The 23,360-nt window shown below is 62.8% G+C and carries 21 protein-coding genes; 10 read left to right on the top strand and 11 right to left on the bottom strand.

Annotated elements, in window-relative coordinates; translation table 11 throughout:
• Positions 1–6: 6 nt before the first annotated feature.
• Together JVX98_RS08600 and JVX98_RS08595 are read left to right on the top strand one after the other, a co-directional pair.
• Positions 7–951 carry a DMT family transporter gene (locus JVX98_RS08600; protein WP_371826556.1) on the top strand — a complete coding sequence of 315 codons (945 nt, stop codon included), beginning with the start codon at positions 7–9 and terminating at the stop codon, positions 949–951.
• A 65-nt stretch (positions 952–1,016) separates the two neighbouring features.
• Complete coding sequence (locus tag JVX98_RS08595; RefSeq protein ID WP_192446763.1) at positions 1,017–2,663, top strand: thiamine pyrophosphate-binding protein; 1,647 nt, start codon at positions 1,017–1,019, stop codon at positions 2,661–2,663.
• 152 nt (positions 2,664–2,815) lie between these two features.
• Here JVX98_RS08595 and JVX98_RS08590 read toward each other — a convergent pair whose 3' ends face one another.
• The 3 genes from JVX98_RS08590 to JVX98_RS08580 all read right to left on the bottom strand — a co-directional run bounded on the left by JVX98_RS08590 (position 2,816) and on the right by JVX98_RS08580 (position 4,499).
• Positions 2,816–3,160, bottom strand: coding sequence for a cupin domain-containing protein (locus JVX98_RS08590; protein WP_205238318.1), 345 nt, complete (start codon positions 3,158–3,160; stop codon positions 2,816–2,818).
• Between the two features lie 63 nt (positions 3,161–3,223).
• Positions 3,224–3,562, bottom strand: a complete 339-nt coding sequence (locus tag JVX98_RS08585) for a TIGR01244 family sulfur transferase (protein ID WP_043615821.1) — start codon at positions 3,560–3,562, stop codon at positions 3,224–3,226.
• A gap of 91 nt (positions 3,563–3,653) precedes the next feature.
• Entirely contained in the window at positions 3,654–4,499 is an 846-nt protein-coding gene (locus JVX98_RS08580) for a DUF4432 family protein (protein WP_205238317.1), read from the bottom strand.
• A 164-nt stretch (positions 4,500–4,663) separates the two neighbouring features.
• Here JVX98_RS08580 and JVX98_RS08575 point away from each other — a divergent pair, with 164 nt between their 5' ends.
• The 5 genes from JVX98_RS08575 to JVX98_RS08555 all read left to right on the top strand — a co-directional run bounded on the left by JVX98_RS08575 (position 4,664) and on the right by JVX98_RS08555 (position 9,728).
• On the top strand, positions 4,664–6,121 hold the full coding sequence (locus tag JVX98_RS08575; RefSeq protein WP_205238316.1) for a L,D-transpeptidase: 1,458 nt from the start codon (positions 4,664–4,666) through the stop codon (positions 6,119–6,121).
• 383 nt (positions 6,122–6,504) lie between these two features.
• On the top strand, positions 6,505–7,794 hold the full coding sequence (locus JVX98_RS08570; RefSeq protein WP_205238315.1) for an FAD-binding oxidoreductase: 1,290 nt from the start codon (positions 6,505–6,507) through the stop codon (positions 7,792–7,794).
• A 196-nt stretch (positions 7,795–7,990) separates the two neighbouring features.
• Positions 7,991–8,356, top strand: a complete 366-nt coding sequence (locus JVX98_RS08565; protein WP_205238314.1) for a hypothetical protein — start codon at positions 7,991–7,993, stop codon at positions 8,354–8,356.
• 157 nt (positions 8,357–8,513) lie between these two features.
• A complete protein-coding gene (locus JVX98_RS08560; protein ID WP_192446770.1) occupies positions 8,514–9,044 on the top strand; it encodes a dihydrofolate reductase family protein in 531 nt (176 codons plus the stop codon).
• A 201-nt stretch (positions 9,045–9,245) separates the two neighbouring features.
• A complete protein-coding gene (locus JVX98_RS08555; protein WP_205239408.1) occupies positions 9,246–9,728 on the top strand; it encodes a GNAT family N-acetyltransferase in 483 nt (160 codons plus the stop codon).
• A 147-nt stretch (positions 9,729–9,875) separates the two neighbouring features.
• Here the strand turns inward: JVX98_RS08555 and JVX98_RS08550 are convergent, their stop codons facing one another.
• Both JVX98_RS08550 and JVX98_RS08545 read right to left on the bottom strand, forming a co-directional pair.
• Entirely contained in the window at positions 9,876–11,396 is a 1,521-nt protein-coding gene (locus tag JVX98_RS08550; protein WP_192446771.1) for a globin-coupled sensor protein, read from the bottom strand.
• 269 nt (positions 11,397–11,665) lie between these two features.
• Positions 11,666–12,385: a ParA family protein gene (locus JVX98_RS08545; RefSeq protein WP_205238313.1), complete on the bottom strand. Its 720-nt coding sequence runs from the start codon at positions 12,383–12,385 to the stop codon at positions 11,666–11,668.
• Between the two features lie 293 nt (positions 12,386–12,678).
• On the opposite strand from JVX98_RS08545, the gene JVX98_RS08540 reads away from it, so the two are divergent.
• Complete coding sequence (locus JVX98_RS08540; protein WP_246764979.1) at positions 12,679–13,281, top strand: SIS domain-containing protein; 603 nt, start codon at positions 12,679–12,681, stop codon at positions 13,279–13,281.
• 40 nt (positions 13,282–13,321) lie between these two features.
• Here JVX98_RS08540 and JVX98_RS08535 read toward each other — a convergent pair whose 3' ends face one another.
• From JVX98_RS08535 to JVX98_RS08510, 6 genes are all read right to left on the bottom strand, one after another.
• Complete coding sequence (locus JVX98_RS08535) at positions 13,322–14,068, bottom strand: ParA family protein (RefSeq protein ID WP_205238312.1); 747 nt, start codon at positions 14,066–14,068, stop codon at positions 13,322–13,324.
• Between the two features lie 238 nt (positions 14,069–14,306).
• Positions 14,307–15,452 (bottom strand): iron-containing alcohol dehydrogenase, encoded by a 1,146-nt coding sequence (locus JVX98_RS08530; protein WP_192446775.1) that lies wholly within the window; start codon positions 15,450–15,452, stop codon positions 14,307–14,309.
• Positions 15,449–16,834 (bottom strand): aldehyde dehydrogenase family protein, encoded by a 1,386-nt coding sequence (locus JVX98_RS08525; protein ID WP_205238311.1) that lies wholly within the window; start codon positions 16,832–16,834, stop codon positions 15,449–15,451. Before JVX98_RS08525 ends, JVX98_RS08530 begins: the two co-directional genes overlap by 4 nt.
• Before the next feature lie 84 nt (positions 16,835–16,918).
• The gene (locus JVX98_RS08520) at positions 16,919–18,283 is read right to left on the bottom strand and encodes a glutamine synthetase family protein (RefSeq protein WP_205238310.1); all 1,365 of its coding nucleotides are present in this window, start codon (positions 18,281–18,283) and stop codon (positions 16,919–16,921) included.
• A gap of 149 nt (positions 18,284–18,432) precedes the next feature.
• Positions 18,433–19,980 (bottom strand): amino acid permease, encoded by a 1,548-nt coding sequence (locus tag JVX98_RS08515; protein WP_205238309.1) that lies wholly within the window; start codon positions 19,978–19,980, stop codon positions 18,433–18,435.
• Positions 19,981–20,093: 113 nt separating this feature from the next.
• On the bottom strand, positions 20,094–20,867 hold the full coding sequence (locus JVX98_RS08510; RefSeq protein ID WP_192446779.1) for an N-formylglutamate amidohydrolase: 774 nt from the start codon (positions 20,865–20,867) through the stop codon (positions 20,094–20,096).
• Positions 20,868–21,042: 175 nt separating this feature from the next.
• Between JVX98_RS08510 and JVX98_RS08505 the strand changes: the two genes are divergently transcribed.
• Positions 21,043–21,921 carry a MurR/RpiR family transcriptional regulator gene (locus JVX98_RS08505; RefSeq protein ID WP_043615788.1) on the top strand — a complete coding sequence of 293 codons (879 nt, stop codon included), beginning with the start codon at positions 21,043–21,045 and terminating at the stop codon, positions 21,919–21,921.
• A gap of 204 nt (positions 21,922–22,125) precedes the next feature.
• Complete coding sequence (locus JVX98_RS08500) at positions 22,126–23,232, top strand: ABC transporter substrate-binding protein (RefSeq protein WP_192446780.1); 1,107 nt, start codon at positions 22,126–22,128, stop codon at positions 23,230–23,232.
• Positions 23,233–23,360 lie beyond the last annotated feature (128 nt).

Below are 23,360 nucleotides of genomic sequence, written 5' to 3'. Positions count from 1 at the left end.
GCCGACATGTCGCTTCCCAGGATCGCCGCCGACCACAACCGCATCTCCTTCGGGCTGACGCTGATGGTGATCTCGGTGTTGCTGTCGCCGCTGATCGACATCTTCGCCAAGCTTGCGATCGCCACCGTCCCGTCAGCCGAAATCACCGCCGTGCGCTTTCTGCTGCAGGTCGTCTTCATCCTGCCGATCGTGCTTGTCCGTGGCAGCCTGTTCGATCTCACCTGGAAGAAGACCGGCCTGCACGCGTTGCGCGGCGGGCTCCTGGTCGTGACCATGCTCTCCTTCATCACCACGTTGAAGGTCATGGAGGTCGCCGATGCGATCGCGATCTTCTTCGTCGAGCCGATCATCCTGACGATCCTCGGCAGCATATTCCTGAGGGAGACCATCGGCTGGCGGCGCTACACCGCCTGCGGCGTCGGCTTCTTCGGCGCGCTGCTCGTCATCCAGCCGAGCATGCAGGAAGTCGGCTGGATTGCCCTACTGCCTGTCGTTGCCGCCTTCGGCCTTGCCGTGTTCCTGCTCGTTACCCGCATGGTGGCGCAGAACGAGGACCCCTGGTCGATGCAGTTTCACGCCGGCGTCTGGGGCGCGCTCTTCTGTCTCGTGCTGCTCTATTTCGGCGAAGGCACCGGCTCCGGCATTTTCGATCCGGTCTGGCCGGAAGGTTACACTTGGTATTACCTGCTCGGCGTCGGCGTCACCGCCACCATATCAGGCGTGCTCGGCGTCTATGCCTATCGCGCTGCGCCTGCCTCGGTGCTGGCGCCGCTGCAATATCTCGAAATCGTCTCTGCCACGATCTTCGGCTGGCTCGTCTTCGGCGACCTGCCCGACGCGCTGAAGTGGCTCGGCATTGCCATCATCATCGGCTCCGGCCTCTACATCATCTGGCGCGAGCGCCGCGTGCACAAGGACACGAGCGTCGCTCCGGTGTCGCCAGCCATCTGACAACACAGCCATCTGAAAACAAAAGCCAATCTGAAAACAAAAGAAAGACCATCGGGAGGAATATCATGAAAACTGGAGGTCAGCTCATCGTCGACGCGCTCGTCGCCAACGGGGTGAAGCGCATCGCCTGCGTGCCGGGGGAAAGCTATCTCGCCGTGCTCGACGCGCTCTACGACACCGACATCGACGTGCTCGTCTGCCGCCAGGAAGGCGGGGCCGCGATGATGGCCGACGCCTGGGGGCGGCTGACCGGCGAGCCCGGCATCTGCATGGTGACCCGTGGCCCCGGCGCGACCAACGCATCGGCCGGCCTCCATGTCGCCAAGCAGGATTCGATCCCGATGATCCTCTTCATCGGCCAGGTGCAGAGCGAGGCGCGCGAGCGCGAGGCCTTCCAGGAAATCGAATACCGCCGCGCCTTTACCGAGGTCGCCAAATGGGTGGGCGAGATCGACGATCCCGCCCGCATTCCGGAATTCGTCACCCGCGCCTTCGCGGTCGCCACGTCAGGCCGCCCCGGCCCTGTCGTGCTGACGCTGCCGGAGGACATGCTGACGCGCAGCGCAGAGGCGCCTGCCGCCAAGCCTTACCAGCCGGTCGAGGGTCATCCGGGCCCGGCGCAGGTCAACCGGCTCGGCGAAATGCTGAGCGCGGCCAAGCGGCCGATCGCCATTCTCGGCGGCACCCGCTGGACGGCAGCAAGCGTCGCCGAATTCCAGCGCTTCGCCGAGCGCTGGAAGCTGCCGGTCGGCTGCTCCTTCCGCCGCCAGATGCTGTTTGATCACCTGCACCCGAACTATGCCGGCGACGTCGGCATCGGCATCAACCCGGCACTGGCAAAGGAGGTCAAGGAAGCGGATCTCATCCTGCTTGTCGGCGGCCGTTTCTCGGAAATGCCGTCCTCCGGCTACACGCTGATGGACAGCCCCTACCCGCGCCAGACGTTGGTGCATGTGCATCCCGACAGTTCCGAACTCGGCCGCGTCTACCGGCCGGAACTGGCGATCGCCGCCAGCCCGCGCGACTTCGTCGCCGCGCTTGAAGGCCTTGCACCGCCAAGCGAACCGACCTGGTCGGAGCGCACCGAGATCATGCACGCCGCCTATCTCAAGTGGTCGACCCCGCCGGAAACCGGCCCGGGCGCAGTAAAGATGGGCCCGATCATGAACTGGATCGAGGCGAATGTGCCTGAGGATACGATCTTCACCAACGGTGCCGGCAACTACGCCACCTGGGTGCACCGTTTCCACCGCTTCCGTCGTTATGCCACGCAGGCGGCCCCCGCCTCCGGCTCGATGGGTTACGGCCTGCCGGCGGCGGTCGCCGCCAAGCAGCTGCATCCGGATCGTGAAGTCATCTGCTTTGCCGGCGATGGCTGCTTCCTGATGCACGGGCAGGAATTCGCGACCGCCGTGCGCTACCGCCTGCCGATCATCACCGTTGTCGTCAACAACGGCATCTACGGCACGATCCGCATGCACCAGGAGCGTGATTATCCCGGCCGCGTCAGCGCCACCGACCTCACCAACCCGGACTTTGCAGCCCTTGCCCGTGCCTATGGCGGCCATGGCGAGACGGTCGAGAAGACGGAAGAGTTCGCCGACGCGTTCCTGAGGGCGCGCGCCAGCGGCAAGCCGGCGATCATCGAGATCAAGCTCGATCCCGAAGCGATCACCCCGACGCGCACGCTGACGGATATCCGCAACGGCTGAGCGGAAAGCTGCTCTTATGAAATGGTCGATCACGGCGCAGACGCGCCGCTGCTGGATTCCCGTACTCGTCACAGGAATCCAGCAGCGCCACGTCTGCCGCGCTGGAAAAGCCTACATCCTATCCCACCAAAGGCTGAGAACCGTACTTCCGCCTACTCCAGCCACTCGGTCGAAAACGCACCGGCCTCGTGCAGGTCGGTCGTCTCCAGCCGTCCCGGACCGAGGTTCTCGAACTTATGCGGCACATTGGCCGGCGCCACGACGATCTGGCCCGCCTCGGCGTCGATGGTCCGGTCGCCCACGGTGAAGCGGGCGCGGCCGACGCGCACGATGAAGGTTTCGGGATAGGGATGGCGGTGCAGCTTCGGCCCGTAGCCGATCTCATCCGTTGAAACGAAGATCACCGAGAGGCCGGCGCCATAGGCGCCGCTTTCGCCCTTCCAGGCGTAGGGCTCGCTTGCCCATTGCGCGCGCGAAATGATATGCGCTTCGGCCATGCCGATCCTCCACTGTCAGATGGAACGATGTGGCCGAGCGCGAGAGTTTAGATTTTGCGTGGCTCAGCCGCGGATATGCTGGGTCTGCTGGTAGACGGCAGTCGAGCGCGCACCCGAACGGCAATAGCCGAGCATCGGCCGCTGGAACTCGTCGAGCGCGTCGACCATGCTCTTCACGGCATCGGCGGTCACGCCCATCGGACCGACCGGAATGTGCTTGGTTTCGATGCCCAGTTCTTCGGCGCGCGCGGCAATGGAATCAAAAGTCGGCTGGTCCGGCGCCTCGAAGTCCGGGCGGTGGCAGACGATGGACTTGAAGCCGAGCGCCTTGACCTGGTCGAGATCCTCGACCGTGATCTGGCCGGTGACCGAGTATTCGTCGTTGATCTGGCGGATGTCCATGGTCGTCTTCCCTAAGGCAATTTTCTCGGCCTCTGATGTAGGCGCAGCCTCCGCTCCCGTCAATCAAAAGCCGCAGCGTCGCGATAGACGATCAGACAACCGAGAAGGCGACGGCATAGCTCCGCGCCTCCCCCGGCGAAAGCGGAACCAACTCGCCGGCCGCAGCCAGTTCCGGCCGCTTGGCGATCCGGTGCGACACCGGTTCGATGCTGATCACATCCGCCGCGCCGCGCTGGCAGCGCCACATCTGCAGGAAGGGCAAAGTATCGGCCCGGAACCGCACGTTCAGGCTTCGCCCGGCGAGACCGTCAAGGCCTGCAAGCGTGACCTCCGACCAGCCATCCGAACCGATGGCCGCCGGCAGGCAGAAATGCGCGCTCTCGCCCGTGCCGAAGCGCCAGGCGCTCTTACCGTCCGCGAGCGACGCGCTGACGAGACGGGTCTCGTCCCCGAGCAGCCGGCCGCCGATGTTGAGGTGGTACATCATCATTGGCGGAAAGGCGGTGACGCCGGAATTGACGACGCGATCCTCGAGCACCACTTCGTGCCGCGCGGCATCGATCCGCCAGCGCCGCTCGACGCGAGCCTGCCCGCCACCCGCAAGCGCCACATCGATCGTCGCCGTACACTCGGCCCCGTCGCCCGCCATCTCCGTATGGCTGACCGCGGTCCCGGCCAGTGAGCCGTGCAGCGGATAGCGCGCGCCCTCCGCACCGCCTTCGATCGCCTCGGGATGGCGGATATGGTCCGGCCCGCAGGTAAAGAGAAAGCCGGCGAGCGCCCGGTCGATCCTCGGGTCGCCATCGGACGGGATCGCAGCGCCCGGCGACAGGTCGACGCCGTCGACGACGAAGGCGGCGATGTCGAGCGCCGAAAGCCGGTCGAACAGCACATGAATTTCCTGGGGCTCCTGAGGTTCTCTCAGCGTTTTCAGCATGTCCTCTTCCTCAAATCGGCCGCAGAATCACTGCAATCACAAAGAGATGATAGCTGAGGAGAGGTGTAATTCACCGGTTGAAGCCCGGCATTGCACCGCCTAGATAGAATTTAACCGCTCGTTCATGATGAATTCATTTTTTTCACATTAACGTCGAAATCGAAATGTACCGCGCCACACTCACTACAATGAAAACAGGTTCTCTCGTGACGTCAGCGACCCGCACAGGCCTCTCGCTCCTCGCCGCAGTCGGCTTTCTTGCCGTGGATCTGACGGCCGCCTTCGCACAGGACTATCGCGGCTACAATCGCTATGGCGAAGACGTCATGCTGGTCACGCCCGATGGCGAAATCCTCGACTATGTGCCCCGCTCCGACGAAGTGCAGACGATGCGCGACAGCCGCGGCCGCACGCTTCTGATCGACAACTGGGGCAATGTGGTCGCAACCGTGGTGCCCAACAATCGTGGACGTCAACGCGACTACGGCGGCAACCGCCAGGGCGACTATGGCGGCTACCGCCGTCAGGGTGACGTGGATATCTATTCCAACCGGCGCTACCGGGAAACCGAGCGCGGCTACGGGTACTCCGAACCCGGCGAGGTCACCACCGGCTCGATTCCGGATTACCGCGACGTGGTGCCGCCGTCGACCGACGGCAACGACTTGCCAAACAGCCTGCCGGGCCTGATCGACGGTACACAGGAAGCATCGATCGATCCAAACGACAGCAGACCGGCGGGTCCGTCGATGCCACCGGCGATCTCGGTCAAGTCGAAGTCGCGCGCCGAAATCACCGCGCTGCAGGTCTTCCTCGACCGCGAAGGTTTCTCGCCCGGCGTGATCGACGGCAAGATGGGCTCGAACGTCACCAAGGCGATCGAGGCCTGGCAGCAATCAACGGGCGAAACGCTCGATCCCAACAATACCGACGACATTCTCGAGCGGCTGCGCATGAACGGCGGCATGCCGATCACCAGCTACACGATCACGGCTGCCGATGCCGCGGGCCCCTATGTCGCGTCGATCCCCGAGGATTACGCGCACAAGGCGCAGCTTCCGCACATGTCCTTCACCTCGACGACGGAAATGCTCGGCGAGAAGTTCCACATGGACGAGGCCTATCTGCGCGAGCTGAACCCGGGCGTCGATTTCACCATTCCGGGCACGATCATCAAGGTGATCAACCCCGGCGCCAACAAGACCGGCAAGGTCGCCCGCATCCTCGCCGACAAGGCGCGCAAGCAGGTGCTTGCCTATGACGACGCCGGCAAGCTGATTGCTGCCTATCCGGCAACGATCGGCTCGTCCGACACGCCGTCTCCGTCAGGCACGGTCAATGTCGAGCGCATCGCGCTCAATCCGGGTTACACCTACAATCCGAAGATCAACTTCAAGCAGGGCAACAACGACAAGGTCCTGACCCTGCAGCCCGGCCCGAACGGCCCTGTCGGCACGGTCTGGATCGCGCTTTCGAAGCCCACCTACGGCATTCACGGCACGCCGGAACCATCGAAGATCGGCAAGACCCAGAGCCATGGCTGCGTGCGCCTGACCAACTGGGACGCGACGGAACTTGCCAAGATGGTGAGCACCGGCGTCACGGTCGAGTTCGTCGACTGACGAACCGGCCGCCGCCCTCAGGCGGAGCGTTGTTTTTTTGGCATTTTTTGCACGTTTCCCCCAATTGGGTGAGTGACTTCGCGTCTGCAGCATAGATGATGGGGTTGCCTGGTTGACCATCCACGACAAGGCACTCTTGTTAAATGTCTTTGTGCCGACCCGTCGGCTAAATCGTTTCAGACCTATCCATTTACGAAGACCGCAGCTGCCGACGACCCAGCTGCGGTTCTTTTTCAAGCGCCGGCTGCAACACCCCGCTCCCGCCCTCCCCGTCCATCATGACTTCATGAAACATTGTCATGAGAATTTTTCCGGCAATCGGCTATCACCGGATATCTCTATGACAATGGCCGACCTGCGGCCGCACTTGAAGGATGGCCTGAATGGCGACGGAGCGCACCCTGCCCAACCTCTGGCATGCGACGGCACCGGCCGCCCCTGAGACCAGGCCTCTCGGCCAGGACCTGACGACCGATGTGGCGATCATCGGCGGCGGCTTTACCGGCCTTTCCGCAGCACTGCACCTGGCCGAAAAAGGCGTGAAGGCAACGGTCATCGAAGCCAAGATGATCGGCTTCGGCGGCTCCGGCCGCAATGTCGGCCTCGTCAATGCCGGCATGTGGGTGAAGCCAGACGACCTGATCTCGACGCTCGGCCCCGAGGCCGGCAACCGGCTGCTGAGCGAGCTCGGCGACGGGCCCTCCATGGTCTATGCGCTCGTCGAAAAACACGGGATCGTCTGCGAAGCGGTGCGCAACGGCACGCTGCACATGGCCGTCGGCAGCGAAGGCATCACCGAGATCAAGGACCGTGAAGCACAGTGGCAGAAGCGCGGCGCCCCGGTCGAGGCGCTCTCGGCCGAGCGCGCGCACGCGCTCACCGGTGCTGAAGGCTTTTCCGGCGCCCTGCTCGACCGCCGCGCCGGCACCATCCAGCCGCTCGCCTATGCCCGCGGGCTTGCCCGTGCGGCGCTTGCCGCCGGCGCCGAGATCTACACCGACACGCCATTGACGGGTGCCGAGCGCCAGGGCGACAGCTGGGTGCTGAAGGCCGGCAACAATGTCGTGCGCGCCAAGCAGGTGATCCTCGCCACCAATGCCTATGGCGGCCTCTTCGCCGAAAGCCCCTGGCAGGCGCACACGCAGGAACTGACGATCCTGCCCTATTTCCAGTTCGCCACCAATCCGCTGCCGGACGCCATCGCCAAGCGCATCCTGCCCGAACGTCAGGGCACCTGGGACACCGGCCTTGTCATGACCTCCTTCCGCATGGACCAGCAGAACCGGCTGATTTTCGGCTCGATCGGCCGGCTCGACGCGATGGCCGAAGGTACGCATCGCGCCTTTGCCGCCCGCTCCGTGCGCAAGCTCTTCCCGTTCCTTGGCGAGTTCCGCTTCGAGTACTGGTGGGACGGCCGCATCGGCATGACCACCAACAACCTGCCGGCCATGCACACGCTCGCCGAGAACGTCGTCTCCGTCAGCGGCTACAACGGCCGCGGCATTGCACCGGGCACCGTCTTCGGTCGCGCCCTTGCCAGCCACGTCACCGGCGAAACCTCGGCGATCCCGCTCGCCGAAACGCCCGTGACCCCGGACACCTGGCGCGGCGTGAAGTCCGCCTTCTACCACGCAGGCGCCCAGGCCAAGCACTTCATCGACCGGCGGTTTTAAGGCGAGGCACGGAACAGACCGTTCCGGCCCGTACTGACGCGTCTTGAATATTGAAACCCTGAGGTGTAGCGTCCGTCGCGGGTGCCCATCCGAACCTGCTGCCGGGTTGAAGGGACGCGGAACTTTTGTCGACGACCATGTTCATCAACGTCGAAGCGTAATCGGCAGACTTCGACCACGAACATCGGATCGTCTCATGCTGAACCCGCAGCTCAGGTTCTCGCCGTCCAACGTCGCCGCCCTGAAGAAGTCCCTTCGGGACCGTTACCCTCAGATCCGGTCATCGCACCTGGATGAGGCAATCGCCGCTTCGTTCGGCTTCAAATCCTACGCGGCATTACGCCCGGCACTGCTCCAGGTCGGAAACCACGCCCGGCTGATCGTCATTAGCGATCATATGCTGCTTCTGCTTCGGCTGGAGGAACTGAGATATCAGGATATCGAGGCGGAAACGCTGCGCCGCCACATGTGGGACATCAAGTTCCCCGATCGCTGGTACGATCAGCACCTTGAAAAGGCCGTGACGAAGCGCAGGCTGCCGACAGCGGCCAATTCGCGGTAGCGCAGCCAGCGACCGCTGGTGGCGCACGCACGGCAGTGCACTTCGAGATCGAAGCGCAAAAACCGCTTGCGATTTGAGATCAGTCAGCTTAGCCTCAACGTATCGCACATCGCAAGCAGACCCGTTAGAACGCGCCATTCAAGACAAGGAACTGGCCATGGCTAAGCTCGTGTTCGGAATGAACCAGTCGCTGGACGGCTACGTCGACCACATGGAGTTTGCGCCAAGCCTCACACTCTTCCGCCACTTCATCAAGGAGGCCGAACAGCAGACGGGCAGCCTGTACGGACGGCGTATCTACGAGATCATGCGCTACTGGGACGACGAACATCCCGAGTGGGATGCCGACAGACAGGCTTTCGCAGCCGCGTGGCGAAAGCAGCCGAAGTGGGTCGCCTCGCGCTCCTCGCCATCCGTCGGCCCCAATGCCCGGCTCATCGACGGTGACCTTGGCGACGCAGTGCGCAAGCTGAAGGCCGAACACGACGGCGAGATCGAAGTGGCGGGCCCGGTCCTGGCGCACAGCCTCACCGAACTTGGCTTGATCGACGAGTACCGGATCTACCTGCACCCGGTCGTGCTCGGTCACGGCAACCCCTATTTCGCCGGCCCGCGCCCGCGGCTGCGCCTGATCTCTCATGACCGGATTGGCGAGGATGTGGTGAGGCTGACCTACGTGCCCGCATAGCCTGGCGACAGCCGCGAAAGACACTGCCGGAGCACCAGATGATCGCCCTCGGTCCAGACGGACATCGGCGCAAGAACAGCACGGTCGTGCAACACAAGCTCATCTGGAGGCAGCAGCCAGCGGACCAATGAAAGCAATTGCAGCGCGCCCATGCTTGCGATAAGCGCGTGGCGTACGCTCGTGCCGACAGCAGGTGCCGCAATCATAATCCGTCCCGCAGTCCCCGACGATCGAAGCGCCATCTGGGACATAATTCGTCCGACGATCCGCGCGGGCGAGACCTATACGCTGGACCGCGACCTGAGCGAAAGCGATGCGCTGGCTTACTGGATGGCTTCGGATCGAGAAACGTTCGTCGCGGAAGAAGATGGCCTGATTTTAGGCACCTACTATATCCGGGCGAACCGGACGGGCGACGGACAGCATGTCTGCAACTGCGGCTACATGACAGACGCAAAGGCAAGTGGCCGAGGCGTGGCCCGCCGGATGCATGAGCACTCTCTCGCCCACGCTCGCGCAAGAGGTTTCCGGGCCATGCAGTTCAACTTCGTCGTCAGCAGCAACGAACGCGCCGTGCGGCTGTGGCAGTCGCTCGGATTTGATATCGTCGGCCGGGTTCCGGAGGCATTCCTTCACCCTTCGCTCGGCTACGTCGACGCCTTCGTGATGTTTCGCAAGCTTTAGGCAGGAACTCGCGGTCAATCCGCAAGGCTTGCGCGGCGCTCCGTCCGTCCTAAAGCTGGTCTCTTCGGCAAAACCGCCAACTCAACGAACCAAAACGCCTCGGCTCATCCCTGACCCGAGGCGTTGTTTTTCAAGCGGACGGCGCGATTACGCCGCTGCGCGATAACCCGAAGCGGCGCTGACCTGCACCTGGCCGGACGTGCGGAAGGCGCGCAGGCGGGTGGCGATGTGTTCGGCTTCGCCCGTCAGCGCCTGGCTGGCGGCATTGGCCTGTTCGACCATCGCGGCATTCTGCTGGGTGATCTGGTCCATCTGGGTGATGGCGGTGTTGACCTCCTGCAGGCCGGTTGCCTGTTCGGCGGTGCTGGCCCGGATAGCGCCGAAGACGGAGCTGACTTCGACGACCTGGGCAACGATCTGCTGCAGCGACTGGGCCACCTGGTTGACGGAGTTTACGCCGTCGTCCACCTGGCCGCGCGACTTGGCGATCAGCCCCTGGATGTCCTTGGCGGCATCGGCGCAGCGTTGCGCCAGTGCCCGGACTTCCGAAGCGACGACGGCAAACCCCCTGCCCGCCTCGCCGGCACGTGCGGCCTCGATGCCGGCATTGAGCGCCAGAAGGTTGGTCTGGAAGGCGATCTCGTCGATGACATCGACGATCCGGGCGATGCTGGCAGACGATGCCTGGATCTCCTGCATCACCTCGATCGCGTGGCTGACGATCTCGCCGCTCTGTTCGGCATTGGCGCGTGCCGCAATCACGGTCGAATTCGCCTGGTTGGCGCCTTCGGCCGTCTGCTTGACCGTGCGCGTCACCTGCTCGACGGCCGCGGCCGTCTCTTCGAGGTTGGCGGCCTGGCGCTCGGTGCGCTTGGCGAGATCGTCGGCAGCCGCCGCGATCTCCTTGGCGCTGGTGTGGATCTGGATGGCACCGGCCCCGATGCCGCCGATCGCGCGCGCAAGCTCGCCGATCGCATGGTTGAAGTTTTCGCCAAGTTCCTGATAGGCAACCGGCAGGTCCTCGCCGATGCGCGCCGTCAGGTCGCCATCGGCGATCTTCTTCAGCGCCGCGCCGAAGGTCTTGCTGATCAGCGCGCGTTCGGCGGCCAGCACTTCTTCCTGCACCGCGCGCTGCTTGGTGACGTCGGAGGCGTCCATGTAGACCGAGATCGACAGGTCCATGTCGAGGAAGACGCCCTTGATCAGGCTCGACAGCATCGCGCCCATGTCCTCGGCCGAGGTCCCCTTACGCGAGAACAGGCCGGCCTTCGGCCAATGCGCCTTGACGATTTCGGTGATCAGATGCTCGGCGACCAGCGCATAGCCGCCGATGTACCAGCGCGGCTCGAGCCCGATGCGGGCGTGCACCAGGCCGATGGTGCGAACCTTGGCGCTGTAGTCTTCGTTGAAATTGGCATCGACTATGTTGGCCCAGTGGCCGACCTGCGCGCCCTTGGCGCGGTCGATATGAGCGTCGGAGGAGAAGAAGCGCTTGGTCTCGGGCGTCGTCTTGACCTTGACGTAGAACTTGTCGAGCGCGGGCTTCAGTTCCTTTTCCAGGATCGGCTTCAGCGCCTTCAGGCTCGTCTTGGCGGCGTCATCAAGCGCCATGAAATTCAGACGACCGGCAACGTCTTGCGTGCCGGCAGCGGCGTGTTCCGTTTTCATGCGCGAACTTCCCTGCATGCTCATTTCTGGATCATGGAGACAGGACCAAGGGCGCTGAAGCGTCTGAGATCATGGCCGCAATCATGGCGGCTGGTTACCCCGTAGCGGCGATCGCAGGGGCAAGCTGTATCCTGTGCCACTGATAGAAGCGCAGGGTAAAGGAAGCCTTACGCGAAACAGCTATTTCGCGAGGCCTGAAATACAACTCAACCGGAACTGACGAATATCAATTCCGGTTGATACGCAATAAACGGTGGAACGCCAGGGGATCAGGCGGCGTTGCGCGAAGCCCAGGACGGCATGCGCGCAGCCCAGGAGCGGCGCGTCTTGACCGGCATCAGCGCCTGCACTTCCTTGGCAAGGGCTGCGGCGTTTTCGCGCGCCTTGTCGAGATTGCTGACGCGGTTCGGATCCATGGTCTGCAGCGTACCGCCACAGTCGAAAATCTCGCGATAGGCGACGCGCTCGACGATCGGCGTGTCGAGCACCGAGACGCCGCGCTCGGAAAGCATCGCCTTGATCGTCTGCAGCGCGCGCGTGGTGACCAGCGAATTGACGCGGGTGAGCACGACCGAATGGTTGATCCTGAGGCCCGAACGGTCCTGGATCTGGCGGATCAGCTCAAGGATCTGCGCCGCACCCTTGGCGTCCATGGCACAGCCCTGCACCGGGATCAGCACCTGGTCGGAGATGGCAAGCGCAAGCGCGACGATCTGGTCCTTGGCGCCCGCGAGATCGATGACGATGTAATCCGCCTCGTCCTTCGCCTCGCGGATATGACATTCGAGCGAGCCGGGCGTGATGTGCGAAATGACGGTGAGATTCGCGATATGGCCGGAAGCCTCCGACCAGCTGGTGATCCAGCGCTGCGGATCCGCATCGAGGACGACCACCCGGTGCCCCTGCCGCGCCAGTTCCGTCGACAGGATCAGCGCCGCGGTCGTCTTGCCCGCGCCACCCTTTGCATTGGCGAAAGTGATGACCGCCATGATATTCCCCATTCTCTGCATGTTTCGCGCGAACCACGGAGCGCAGGGCTGGTGGTTCGCTTCTTAACGAAACCTTACAGAAGATGGTTAACGAAACGGTAACGCCGGCACGTCAAACCTGACAGTCGGGCCGTTCGAGCCCTGCCCGCAGGAGCGAAATTCAACGGCCTCGCGCAGGAGCGGTCGAGGTGATTACGTCGGGTTGCAAGATGCCTTTTGCAGAGAAAGGTTGTATGAAAACGCGGCGCGGTCCTTGTGGCCGCCCGTCCATTCATCTGCGTGCGGAAGGGGCTATGTCTTTGAATATCAGGCAACGTATGCGACAGGTTCTCGAAGCTGAGGCTTCGGCAATCCTTGCGGTCGCGATCGATGAGCATTTCGAAGCGGCTGCCCGCGTCATCCTGGAATGCCAGGGAAAAGTGCTGACGACCGGGATCGGCAAAGCCGGCCACATCGCCAACAAGTTCGCCGCAACCCTGTGTTCGACTGGCACGCCGGCCGTCTACCTGCATCCCGCGGAAGCGGCACATGGCGACCTTGGCGTGGTCGGCAAGAACGACGTGATGATCGCGTTTTCCACCAGCGGCAAGTCCCGCGAAGTGCTGGAGATCATCGAGCTTTCGAGCCACCTCCGGGTCACGAAGCATATCGGCGTAACCTCGCACCCGGATTCCCTTCTGCGGGAGAGCTGCGACATCATCCTCAATATGGGAGACGTCGAAGAGGCGGGATGCCCGATCGGGATGACGCCGACCTCCAGCATCGCGGTCATGCTGGCGGTGAGCGACGCCATCGCGATGGCTGTCATGGAAGCCAGGGGCTTTACCCGCAGCGAGTACGGCGCGCGCCATCATGGCGGCTACCTGGGGCGGTTGGCCCGCCTCGACAACGTATGACGGGCGAAGCCGAGGGGATGCAAAACCGGCGAGAGCGGTGTCAGGCCCGCGCGGGAACCGGCTCCGCCGTCCTGCCGGCGCGATAGCACATCGACGAGAACGGCCCGTGCCGTACTTCCTCGCCTGCCGGGCTGAGCAGCATCAGCACGTCATTGGCAAACGCCTGGGCGTTGGCCTGCGCCTTGGCAAGATTGCTGACCTTCGCGGGATCGAGCGAGGAGAGCGTGTCGCCCTGTTCGAACAGTTCGCGGAAGGCGGTGCGCTCGACGAGCGGGGTATCGACGAGCCGGATACGGTTCTCCGAAAGCAGCAGCTTGACCCGGCGCATCGCCCGCGTCGTGACGATCGGGTTGACGCGGGTCAGGAACACGGCATGGTTGATGTTGGCGCGCGCGTTGTTCTCGATGTAGCGGATCAGGTCCAGCACCTGGATGGCGCCGCGCGCATCCATGACGCAACCCTGTACCGGGATCAGTGTCAGGTCTGAAAGGCCGATCGCCAGCGCCACCAGCACGTCGGCCGCCCCGGAGAGATCGATGATCACGTGCTCAACCTGGCCGCGCAACCGCCGGAGATGATCGCTGAGCGTCGTGGTCGCGACTCCGGAGAGAACGAAGAGATTGCCATCGTTGCAGCCGTGGCGGAACCAGTCGGTCATGCAGGCGAGTGGATCGCAATCAAGAACCGCAACGCGATCGCCACGCCGGGCCAATTCGCAGGCAAGCAGCAAGGCTGCCGTTGTCTTGCCGGCTCCCCCCTTCGCATTCGCGAGGGAAACAATCGCCATCGGTCGACCCTAACTCAACGCAGGCCCGGATTTTCTCGGGGCCAATACATACGCACACCCTAATACAAGCGTTCCAGACCGCGGTCAACAAAGCGTAAAGAAACCGCTCCACGAGCCCGAAACGTGACAGTTAGATGACGATTAGGTGACAGATCGCCCGCAATGGCAAGTGGTATTTTGGGTTAACTAAACCGGGCGGCCGACGCCTTTGCCAGGCGGCAAAGGCGTCGGAAATCGTTCAGATGCACTCGCGGAAGAGCTTCTTCGCCGCGTCGAGCGTGAGCTCCACCGGGTTGCCGCCAGCCGTCGGGTCGACGATGGCCATTTCCGACATCTCGTCGATCCGGTCGGTGCCGACGCCGAGGGCTGAGAGCTTGTCCGGAACGCCGAGTTCCTCGCGCAGCTTCAGCACGTAATCGTAGAAGCCGTCGAAGCCACCGGAAATGCCGAGATAGGCGGCAGCGCGCACTATTCTGTCCTCGATCGCCGGGCGGTTGAAGCGCAGCACCGGCGGCATCACGACCGCATTCGTCATGCCGTGGTGGGTGTTGTAGATCGCTCCAACAGGATGCGACAGCGAATGAATGGCGCCGAGCCCCTTCTGGAACGCGACGGCCCCCATGGCGGCAGCACTCATCATGTTGGCGCGGGCCTCGATATCGCTGCCGTCCTTGTAGGCGCGGGGCAGGTATTCCTTGACGAGCCGCATGCCTTCAAGCGCGATACCGGCCGACATCGGGTGGTAGAAGGGCGAGGAATAGGCTTCCAGGCAATGGGCAAAGGCATCCATGCCGGTACCGGCGGTGATCACCTTGGGCATGCCGACCGTCAATTCCGGGTCGCAGATCGTCACTGCCGGCAGGAACTTCGGATGGAAGATCACCTTTTTCACATGGCTTGCCGAATTGGTGATGACGCTGGCGCGGCCGACTTCAGAGCCGGTGCCGGCGGTGGTGGGCACTGCAATGATTGGTGCAATGCCTTCGACGCTCGCACGTGTCCACCAGTCGCCGATGTCCTCGAAGTCCCAGACCGGGCGGCTCTGCCCGGCCATGAAGGCCACGCACTTGCCGAGATCGAGGCCCGAGCCGCCGCCGAAGGCGACGACGCCGTCATGGCCACCGTCCTTGAAGGCCTTCACGCCGGCTGCAAGGTTGACGTCATTCGGGTTCGGGTCGACATCCGCAAAGATCGCCCGGCCGAGACCGGCAGCATCAAGGATATCGAGTGCGTTCTGCGTGATCGCCATCGGCGCGAGGCCCCGGTCGGTGATCAGCAGTGGCTTCTTCATGCCCACCGCCTTGCAATGGTCGGCAAGCTCCTTGATCCGGCCGGCGCCGAACTTGATGGACGTCGGATAGCTCCAGTTGGCGGTGATGGTCATGCGGTGACTTTCTTCAGATGGTAGGATTTCGGACGGGTGAGGTTCTGGAAGCCGATGACCGACAGCGAACCGCCGCGGCCGGTTTCCTTAACGCCGGTCCAGCAAAGCGCCGGGTCGAGATAGTCGGCACGGTTCATGAACACGGTGCCGGTCTCGATGTCGGCGCCGATGCGCGCGGCGCGCTCGGCATCCTTGGTCCAGAGCGATGCGGTGAGGCCGTACTGGCTGTCGTTCATCAGTTCGATCGCCTGGCTGTCGCTTTTTACCTTCATGATGCCGACCGCCGGACCAAAGGTCTCTTCGCGCATGAAGGCCATGGAGTGGTCGACATTGACGAGGACCTGCGGCGCGAGATAGGCGCCGCCGTCATCCTGCGGGAAGAGTTTTGGGTCGATCAGCGCCTTGGCACCCTTGGCAACCGCATCGGCGATCTGCTCGCGCACAGTCGCGGCAAAGCGCTTGTTGGCCATCGGGCCGAGCGTCGTTTCCGGGTCGAGCGGGTTGCCGAGCTTGTAATTGGAAACCCAGGCGACCGACTTCTCGACGAAGGCGTCATAAAGCGATTCATGCACATAGATGCGCTCGATGCCGCAGCAGCACTGGCCGGAATTGTAGGTGGCGCCGTCCATCAGCGTGTCGACGGCCGCGTCGAGATCCGCATCTTCCATGACGTAGCCCGGATCCTTGCCGCCGAGCTCGAGGCCAAGCCCGGTAAACGTACCGGCGGCCGCGCGCTCGATCGAGCGGCCGCCTTCGACCGAACCGGTGAAGTTGACGAAGTCGAAGCTCTTGGCCGCGATCAGCGCCGCGGTCGTTTCATGGTCGAGGAAGATGTTCTGGAAGACGTCGGCGGGAACGCCGGCCTCGACGAAGGCGCGCACCATGCGCTCGCCGACGAGGATCGTCTGGCTCGCGTGCTTGATGATGACCGTGTTGCCGGCCATCAGCGCCGGAGCAACCGTGTTGATCGCAGTCATATAGGGGTAGTTCCAGGGCGCCACGACGAAGACGACGCCATGCGGCTCGCGGGCGATGCGGCGCTCGAAGCGGTCGCTCTCTTCGATCACCAAAGGCTTCAGCGCATCGGCTGCGATCGTCGCGACATAGTTCGAGCGCTCGTTGAAGCCCTTGAACTCGCCGCCATAGCGCACCGGCCGGCCCATCTGCCAGGCAAGCTCCGGCACCACCTCGTCGACCATCTCGTTGAGGCGGGCGACACCGGCCAGCACCAGATTGACGCGCTCGTCGAGCGGACGGCGCCCCCAGGCCTTCTGCGCCTGGCGGGCGCGGGAGACCACCTGCTTTGCCATCTCCAGCGGCATCGCGGGGCGTTCTGCGTAGACCTCGCCATTAACAGGCGAAATGCACTTGATCATGCTCATGATCGTCTTCCTGCTTTCATTGCGAATGATGTGATGGCCGCTCCGGTCAGGAACGGCCATCCTTGTGAGTGATTGTGTCGCGGGTCAGGCCCGTTCGAAACCGCGCGCGACCTCCCAGTCGGTGACGCGGCGGTCGTATTCTTCCTGCTCCCAGCGCCCCGCCCGCGCATAGTGCTCGATGACCTCGTCGCCAAAGGCGGCGCGCAGCATCTTCGATTCCGTCAGGGCCGCCGTCGCGTCGCGAAGCGTGCGCGGGATCTCGCGCACATCCTTGCCGCCATAGGCATCGCCGACGAAGGGCGCTTCCAATTCCATCTTGTTCTCGATACCGGAAATGCCCGCCGCGATCAAAGCGGCAAAGGCGAGATAGGGATTAAGATCGGAGCCGCCGACGCGGCATTCGATGCGGATCGCCTTGGTGTCCTCGCCGCACAGGCGATAGCCGGCCGTGCGGTTGTCCTTGCTCCAGACCGCCTTGGTCGGCGCAAACGTGCCGGCCATGAAGCGCTTGTAGGAGTTGATGTAAGGAGCGAGGAAGTAAGTGATCTCGCTCGCATGGGTGAGAAGGCCTGCCACATAGTGGCGCATCATTTCCGACATGCCGTATTTGCCGCTCTCGTCGTAGAACTTCGACGACTTGCCGTCGGCACTCCAGAGCGACTGGTGAATATGCGAGGAGGAACCGGCAGCCTGATAGTTCCACTTGGCAAGGAAGGTGATTGCCTTGCCGCGCGACCAGGCGATTTCCTTGCAGCCGTTCTTGATGATCGCATGCCGGTCGGCCATCGTCAGCGCGTCGGCATAACGCACGTTGATTTCTTCCTGGCCGGCCGATGCTTCACCCTTGGAGTTCTCGACCGGGATATCGGCTCCCTGCAGACCGTTGCGGATTGCCCGCATCACATCCTCTTCCTTGGTGGTCTGGAAGATGTGGTAGTCCTCGTTGTAGCCGCTGACGAGCTGCAGGTCGCGATAGCCGGACTGGCGGGCATCGTCATAGGACTGGTCGAACAGGAAGAATTCGAGCTCGCTTGCCATATAGGCCTTGAGGCCCATCTTCTCGAGCCGCGCCACCTGCTTCTTCAGGATCGCGCGCGGCGAATGCGGCACTTCCTCATGGGTGTGATGGTCGAGCATGTCGCAGAGCACCAGCGCCGTGCCTTCGAGCCAGGGGATGCGGCGAAGCGTCGAAAGGTCCGGCTTCATCGTATAGTCGCCGTAGCCCTTTTCCCAGCTTGTTGCCTTGTAGCCGGGAACGGTCTCCATCTCCATATCGGTCGCAAGCAGGTAGTTGCAGCTATGCGTTTCCTTCCAGGCGCCATCGACGAAGAACTGCGCATGGAAGCGCTTGCCCATCAGCCGGCCCTGCATGTCGACCTGGCAGCCGAGCACCGTATCGATGCGGCCGGCGGCGACGTCTTCCTTCAACTCGTCAAACGTATAGCTCATCAACTTCCATCCCATGTTCTGTCACGCGGCCGTTCCCTTGATGACGATATTTTTGGGCCGCGTGAACGTGATCCGTTCAACCAACCGGAAAGGTTCCGGCAAAAGAAAAGGCGGAAGTCGCGGTCGCGCTCCCGCCTTGTTGTTGTCGCTTAGACCTGGCCGACAGCCTTTTCTGCAGCGGCGATCTCGGCTTGGCGGCGTGCCACTTCGTCACCGATCGGCGGGCCGCGGAAGCGGCGGCTTTCGAAGCCGAACCAGACAGCGCCGGTCAGGACCAGGAAGCCCACGGTGATGTAGAGCGCCCAGTCGTTCGGCGGCTGAACGCCGAGGATGAAGATCAGCACCATGGCGATGATCGACAGGACGGCGAAGAGCTTGAACATGCTTTCGCCGAGGTTCCACGGGCCCATCTTGTCCCACTTCGAGGTTCCCCAGGCGAAGAGGCCGAGCGTGATCGGGATCGCGAAGGAGAAGAACAGGAAGATGACGGTGCACGAGACGACGATCGTGTAGACCGGGGTTTCGCCGATCGAGACGAGCGAGGAGCCCCAGACGAAGAGGACTGCGAGGATCGAACCGACCCAGATCGCCGCGACCGGCGTGCGGTAAGTCGGGCTCACCTTGGCGAGCGCCTTGGAGGCCGGCAGGCCGCCGTCACGCGAAAACGCAAAGATCATGCGCGACACCGAGGTCACCGTTGCCAGGCCGCACAGCCACTGGCTGACGAGGATAGCGAGGTAGAGGATGTCCTTGATAACAGGGTGGACCTGCGCTTCCATCGCCCAGAAGAACACGTTCCAGCCCTGCTTGGCGGCGTCGTCCATGTTCGGGATCATGAGTACGAAAGAGCACAGCATGATGTAGCCGAACAGCGCCGACCAGAGCACCGACGAGACCATGCCGCGCGGCACCGAATGGGCCGCCTTGACGGTTTCTTCCGAAGTATGCGCCGAGGCGTCGTAGCCGGTGATCGTGTAGATCGGCAAAAGCAGGCCGAGCAGGAACACCCAGGTACCCGAGGTTTCCGGCCAGACATTGCCGCCCGCTTCACCGGAATAGTTGGAGAAGGTGAAGAGACGGGCGACATCGTAGCTGTCGGCCGCGGCCAGGCAGACGACTGCAAGCAGGATCGCGGTTGCAAAGATCAGGTAGCCCGAGAAGTCCGTGAGCTTGGCGGTCAGCCCGATGCCCATGTGGTTCACCAGTGCCTGCCCGCCGGTGATGATGGCGAGGAAGACAATGCGGGTCAGCGTCGTGTCGGCGAGGCCGAAGTAAGGCGTGCCGAAGGAACCCATGAAGAAGTAGTAGGTGCCGACATTGATGGCGCCGAGAACGGTGACGAGGCCGAGCAGGTTGAACCATGCGGTCAGCCAGCCGGTGAAGCGGTTGCCGAGGATCGAGCCCCAGTGATAGAGGCCGCCAGCCGTCGGATAGGCCGAGCTGATCTGTGCCATGGCAACGGCAAAGACGAAGGAAATGAAGCAGCCGAGCGGCCAGCCGATGCCGATCGCCGCGCCCCCCGCGCCTGCGGTCGCCTGGGCGAGCGAGTTGATGCCGCCCGAAAGAATGCAGATGATCGAGAACGACACCGCGAAGTTCGAGAACTGGCTCATGCGCCGCTCGAGCTCCTGGGCATAGCCCATCGAGTGCAGGACACTCATGTCCTGCTTTTTGTCTGAATCGCTGTAGTCCGACATTTTTCTTCCCCTGATTTCTTCAGACCACACCGCCCCATTGCGGCAGGGTCCCATCAACCACCTGCCCCGGCCAGCCGGAACAGGACCGCGGCAACGCCGCTCCCCAGGGTCTTTTATTGTGCCGAAAGTGCCGCCGTGCCCTTGCGCAGCAGCCCTTCCAGGTAATCGGCCATGACCCTTTGGCCGATGTCATTGCGAATAAGATCGTTGCGGATCTCGATCATCACATTCGGCAATCCGTTGTGGACGCCGTATTCGATCAGGCTATGGGTAACGCCGTCGGCCGGGCCATAGGGCTCGTTGCGACGGATATCGTAGGCGACCTGCCCTTTCGTGGCGGTCGCAAGCATGTGGTCAGCGAGCCGGCTATCGGCATCGTGCAACACGCCCACTTCGACGGCGCGCGGCTTGCCGAAATAAACGGGCGTAAAACTGTGCATGGTCACGAGAACAGGCGGGCGTCCCGCGGCCTTGCGATCGGACACGAACCGCGCGACCGCATCGTGGAACGGCCGATAGATCTCGTCGACCCGCGCCTGGCGTTCGTCGGCCGACATCGTCCGGTTTCCCGGGATCTCGTAGACCTCGCTGACGGCAGGCATCGCCGCATCTGCTTCCGGCGGGCGGTTGCAGTCATAGGCAAGGCGGGAGAAGCGTTGATAGATCAAGGACCCGTCGAGCTTTGCCGCAAGCAGCTTGGCGACCGCAAGCGCGCCGGGGTCCCAGGCGATATGGCTTTCGAGCGCCTGCTCGCTGAGGCCGAGCGTGCCCAGCCGCTCGGGAACCAGGCGCGAGGCATGCTCGCAAACGAGCACGATATCGCCCTTGCCTCCGGCGTTTTCGATCGCAACCGGATCGCCATCTGCTTCGGTCAAAAGTCGCGTCAACACCGGCATCCCCTCTTGCCCCGTTAGACGTTCGTTAATGAAAAGAATTCTTCAGAGGATGACGCATGTCAATCAAAATCTGAAACGATCTCTTCAAAATTGCGATTGACTCCAATTGTGACAGCGATGTTTAATCTGTCACAAACCGGCTTAAGATCGGTTCAGGGGAGACAATTTGAGCAGCAAGGCGACGTCCACCACCGTGTCGGATGTGATCAACGCCCACTTCACCGTGCTGACCCGCGCGGAGAAGCAATTGGCGGAGACGCTTCTCGACAATTATCCCGTTTCGGGACTCGGTTCGATCACCACGGTTGCCGAGAACGCCGGCGTTTCGACACCGACGGTCGCCCGCATGGTGCAGAAGCTCGGCTTCCGCGGTTTCCCGGATTTCCAGGCGCGGCTGCATCAGGAACTGGAAGCGACGATTTCCAATCCGATCGCCAAGCACGACCGCTGGGCCGCCAATGCGCCCGGCACCCACACGCTCAACCGCTTTGCCGACGCGATCACCAGCAATCTGCGCGAGACGCTGACCCAGATCGAGCCGCAAGAATTCGACGCGGCAGCAGCCCTCATCGCCGACCGCAAGCGCAGCATCTACCTGCTTGGCGGCCGCATCACCCGCTCGCTCGCCGACTATCTCTTCACCCACCTTCAGGTCATCCGCCCGGGTGTCATCGAGATCGCCTCCAATGCCAGCGCCTGGCCGCACTACGTGCTCGACATGCGCCAGGGCGACGTGCTGATTCTCTTCGACATTCGCCGCTACGAGCAGGAAATGGTGACGCTCGCCAAATCCGCCCGCGAGCGCGGCGTCGAAATCATCCTTTTTACCGATCGCTGGAGTTCGCCGGTCGCCAAGTCCGCCTCCAGGGTGTTCCGCTCGCAGATCGAGGTGCCGTCCGCCTGGGACAGCTCCGTCGTCATCCTGTTCCTGATCGAGGCTTTGATCGAGGCCGTACAGAGTTCAAACTGGGACGAGACCCGGGATCGGATGAAAACGCTCGAGGGACTGTTCGATTCCACCCGCATCTTTCGCAAACCGGTCTAGGAGAATTCGCCGACACGTTCACAGGATTTCATGCAGTTATGCGACAGTGGCCCGCCGAAGCCAAAAAAGAAATGTTCTTACAACGACATACGCGGCGCGAACGGATAAACCCCTGTCACATTACTTTCATCGCATCTCTTTAACAGCTTCGCCGAAATCGACTGAAACCCCACGAATTTGACTAAACCCATAAGGAGAACTCCAGTGATTTCAAAAACCCAACGCCTGCTTTCGCTCTCCACCGCCATTTTCCTGGCAACGACCGCAATCGCCGCTGCCGAGCCGAGCGCCGAGCTCATCGAAGCCGCCAAGAAGGAAGGCATGCTGACGACGATCGCCCTGCCCCACGACTGGTGCGGCTACGGCGACGTCATCGCCTCCTTCAAGGCCAAGTATCCGGAAATCCAGGTCAACGAACTGAACCCGGACGCTGGCTCGGCCGACGAAGTCGAAGCCGTCAAGGCCAACAAGGACAACAAGGGCCCGCAGGCTCCTGACGTTGTCGACGTCGGTCTCGCCTTCGGTCCGCAGATGAAGGCCGAAGGCCTGCTGCAGCCCTACAAGGTCTCCACCTGGGACGAGATCCCGGATAGCGTCAAGGACGCCGAAGGTTACTGGTACGGCGACTATTACGGCGTCATGTCCTTCCTCGTGAACAAGGACCTCGTCCAGAACGCACCGAAGGACTGGACCGATCTGCTGAAGCCGGAATATGCCGGTCAGGTTGCTCTTGCCGGTGACCCGCGCGCCTCGAACCAGGCGATCCTCGGCGTTCTCGCCGCTGGCCTCGCCAAGGGTGCAAAGTCCGGCAAGGAAGCCGGTGAAGCCGGTCTCGGCTACTTCGCCGAACTCAACAAGAACGGCAACTTCGTTCCTGTTATCGGCAAGTCCGGCACGCTCGCCCAGGGCTCGACCCCGATCGTCGTCGCCTGGGACTACAACGCTCTCGGCTGGGCAAAGACGCTCAACGGCAACCCGCCGACCGAAGTCGTCGTTCCGGCCAGCGGCGTTCTCGCCGGCGTCTACGTTCAGGGCATCTCGGCCTACGCGCCGCATCCGAACGCTGCCAAGCTGTGGATGGAGCACCTCTATTCCGACGAAGGTCAGCTCGGCTGGCTCAAGGGCTTCTGCCACCCGACCCGCTTCAACGCCATGGTCAAGGCCGGCAAGGTTCCGCAGGAACTGATCGACGCCCTGCCGCCGGCAGCGGCTTACGAAAAGGCCTACTTCCCGACGCTCGAAGAAGTCGACGCCAACAAGGCTGCCGTCACCGGTGGCTGGGATGCCGTCGTCGGCGCGAACGTCCAGTAAGCCTTTCCACAGACATGTCGCCCCGGCCGGTTTTCCGGCCGGGGCGCATAGGTTATTCGTAAGAAATTCAAGTCTTTGGAGCGAGATCCGGAATCTGCGTGCGGCTTCCGTCATCATCCCGCTTCTCG

The sequence above is a fragment of the Ensifer sp. PDNC004 genome, assembly GCF_016919405.1.
In the GTDB taxonomy this organism is placed as follows: domain Bacteria; phylum Pseudomonadota; class Alphaproteobacteria; order Rhizobiales; family Rhizobiaceae; genus Ensifer.
Note: the sequence above shows the minus strand (reverse complement) of the source record. Positions and strands in the feature narration are given on the sequence as shown.

Coding starts and splice junctions, on each gene's coding strand:
- JVX98_RS08600 (WP_371826556.1), top strand. CDS start 7: ATGTCGCTTCCCAGGATCGCCGCCGACCACAACCGCATCTCCTTCGGG.
- JVX98_RS08595 (WP_192446763.1), top strand. CDS start 1,017: ATGAAAACTGGAGGTCAGCTCATCGTCGACGCGCTCGTCGCCAACGGG.
- JVX98_RS08590 (WP_205238318.1), bottom strand. CDS start 3,160: ATGGCCGAAGCGCATATCATTTCGCGCGCGCAATGGGCAAGCGAGCCC.
- JVX98_RS08585 (WP_043615821.1), bottom strand. CDS start 3,562: ATGGACATCCGCCAGATCAACGACGAATACTCGGTCACCGGCCAGATC.
- JVX98_RS08580 (WP_205238317.1), bottom strand. CDS start 4,499: ATGCTGAAAACGCTGAGAGAACCTCAGGAGCCCCAGGAAATTCATGTG.
- JVX98_RS08575 (WP_205238316.1), top strand. CDS start 4,664: ATGTACCGCGCCACACTCACTACAATGAAAACAGGTTCTCTCGTGACG.
- JVX98_RS08570 (WP_205238315.1), top strand. CDS start 6,505: ATGGCGACGGAGCGCACCCTGCCCAACCTCTGGCATGCGACGGCACCG.
- JVX98_RS08565 (WP_205238314.1), top strand. CDS start 7,991: ATGCTGAACCCGCAGCTCAGGTTCTCGCCGTCCAACGTCGCCGCCCTG.
- JVX98_RS08560 (WP_192446770.1), top strand. CDS start 8,514: ATGGCTAAGCTCGTGTTCGGAATGAACCAGTCGCTGGACGGCTACGTC.
- JVX98_RS08550 (WP_192446771.1), bottom strand. CDS start 11,396: ATGAAAACGGAACACGCCGCTGCCGGCACGCAAGACGTTGCCGGTCGT.
- JVX98_RS08545 (WP_205238313.1), bottom strand. CDS start 12,385: ATGGCGGTCATCACTTTCGCCAATGCAAAGGGTGGCGCGGGCAAGACG.
- JVX98_RS08540 (WP_246764979.1), top strand. CDS start 12,679: ATGTCTTTGAATATCAGGCAACGTATGCGACAGGTTCTCGAAGCTGAG.
- JVX98_RS08535 (WP_205238312.1), bottom strand. CDS start 14,068: ATGGCGATTGTTTCCCTCGCGAATGCGAAGGGGGGAGCCGGCAAGACA.
- JVX98_RS08530 (WP_192446775.1), bottom strand. CDS start 15,452: ATGACCATCACCGCCAACTGGAGCTATCCGACGTCCATCAAGTTCGGC.
- JVX98_RS08525 (WP_205238311.1), bottom strand. CDS start 16,834: ATGAGCATGATCAAGTGCATTTCGCCTGTTAATGGCGAGGTCTACGCA.
- JVX98_RS08520 (WP_205238310.1), bottom strand. CDS start 18,283: ATGAGCTATACGTTTGACGAGTTGAAGGAAGACGTCGCCGCCGGCCGC.
- JVX98_RS08515 (WP_205238309.1), bottom strand. CDS start 19,980: ATGTCGGACTACAGCGATTCAGACAAAAAGCAGGACATGAGTGTCCTG.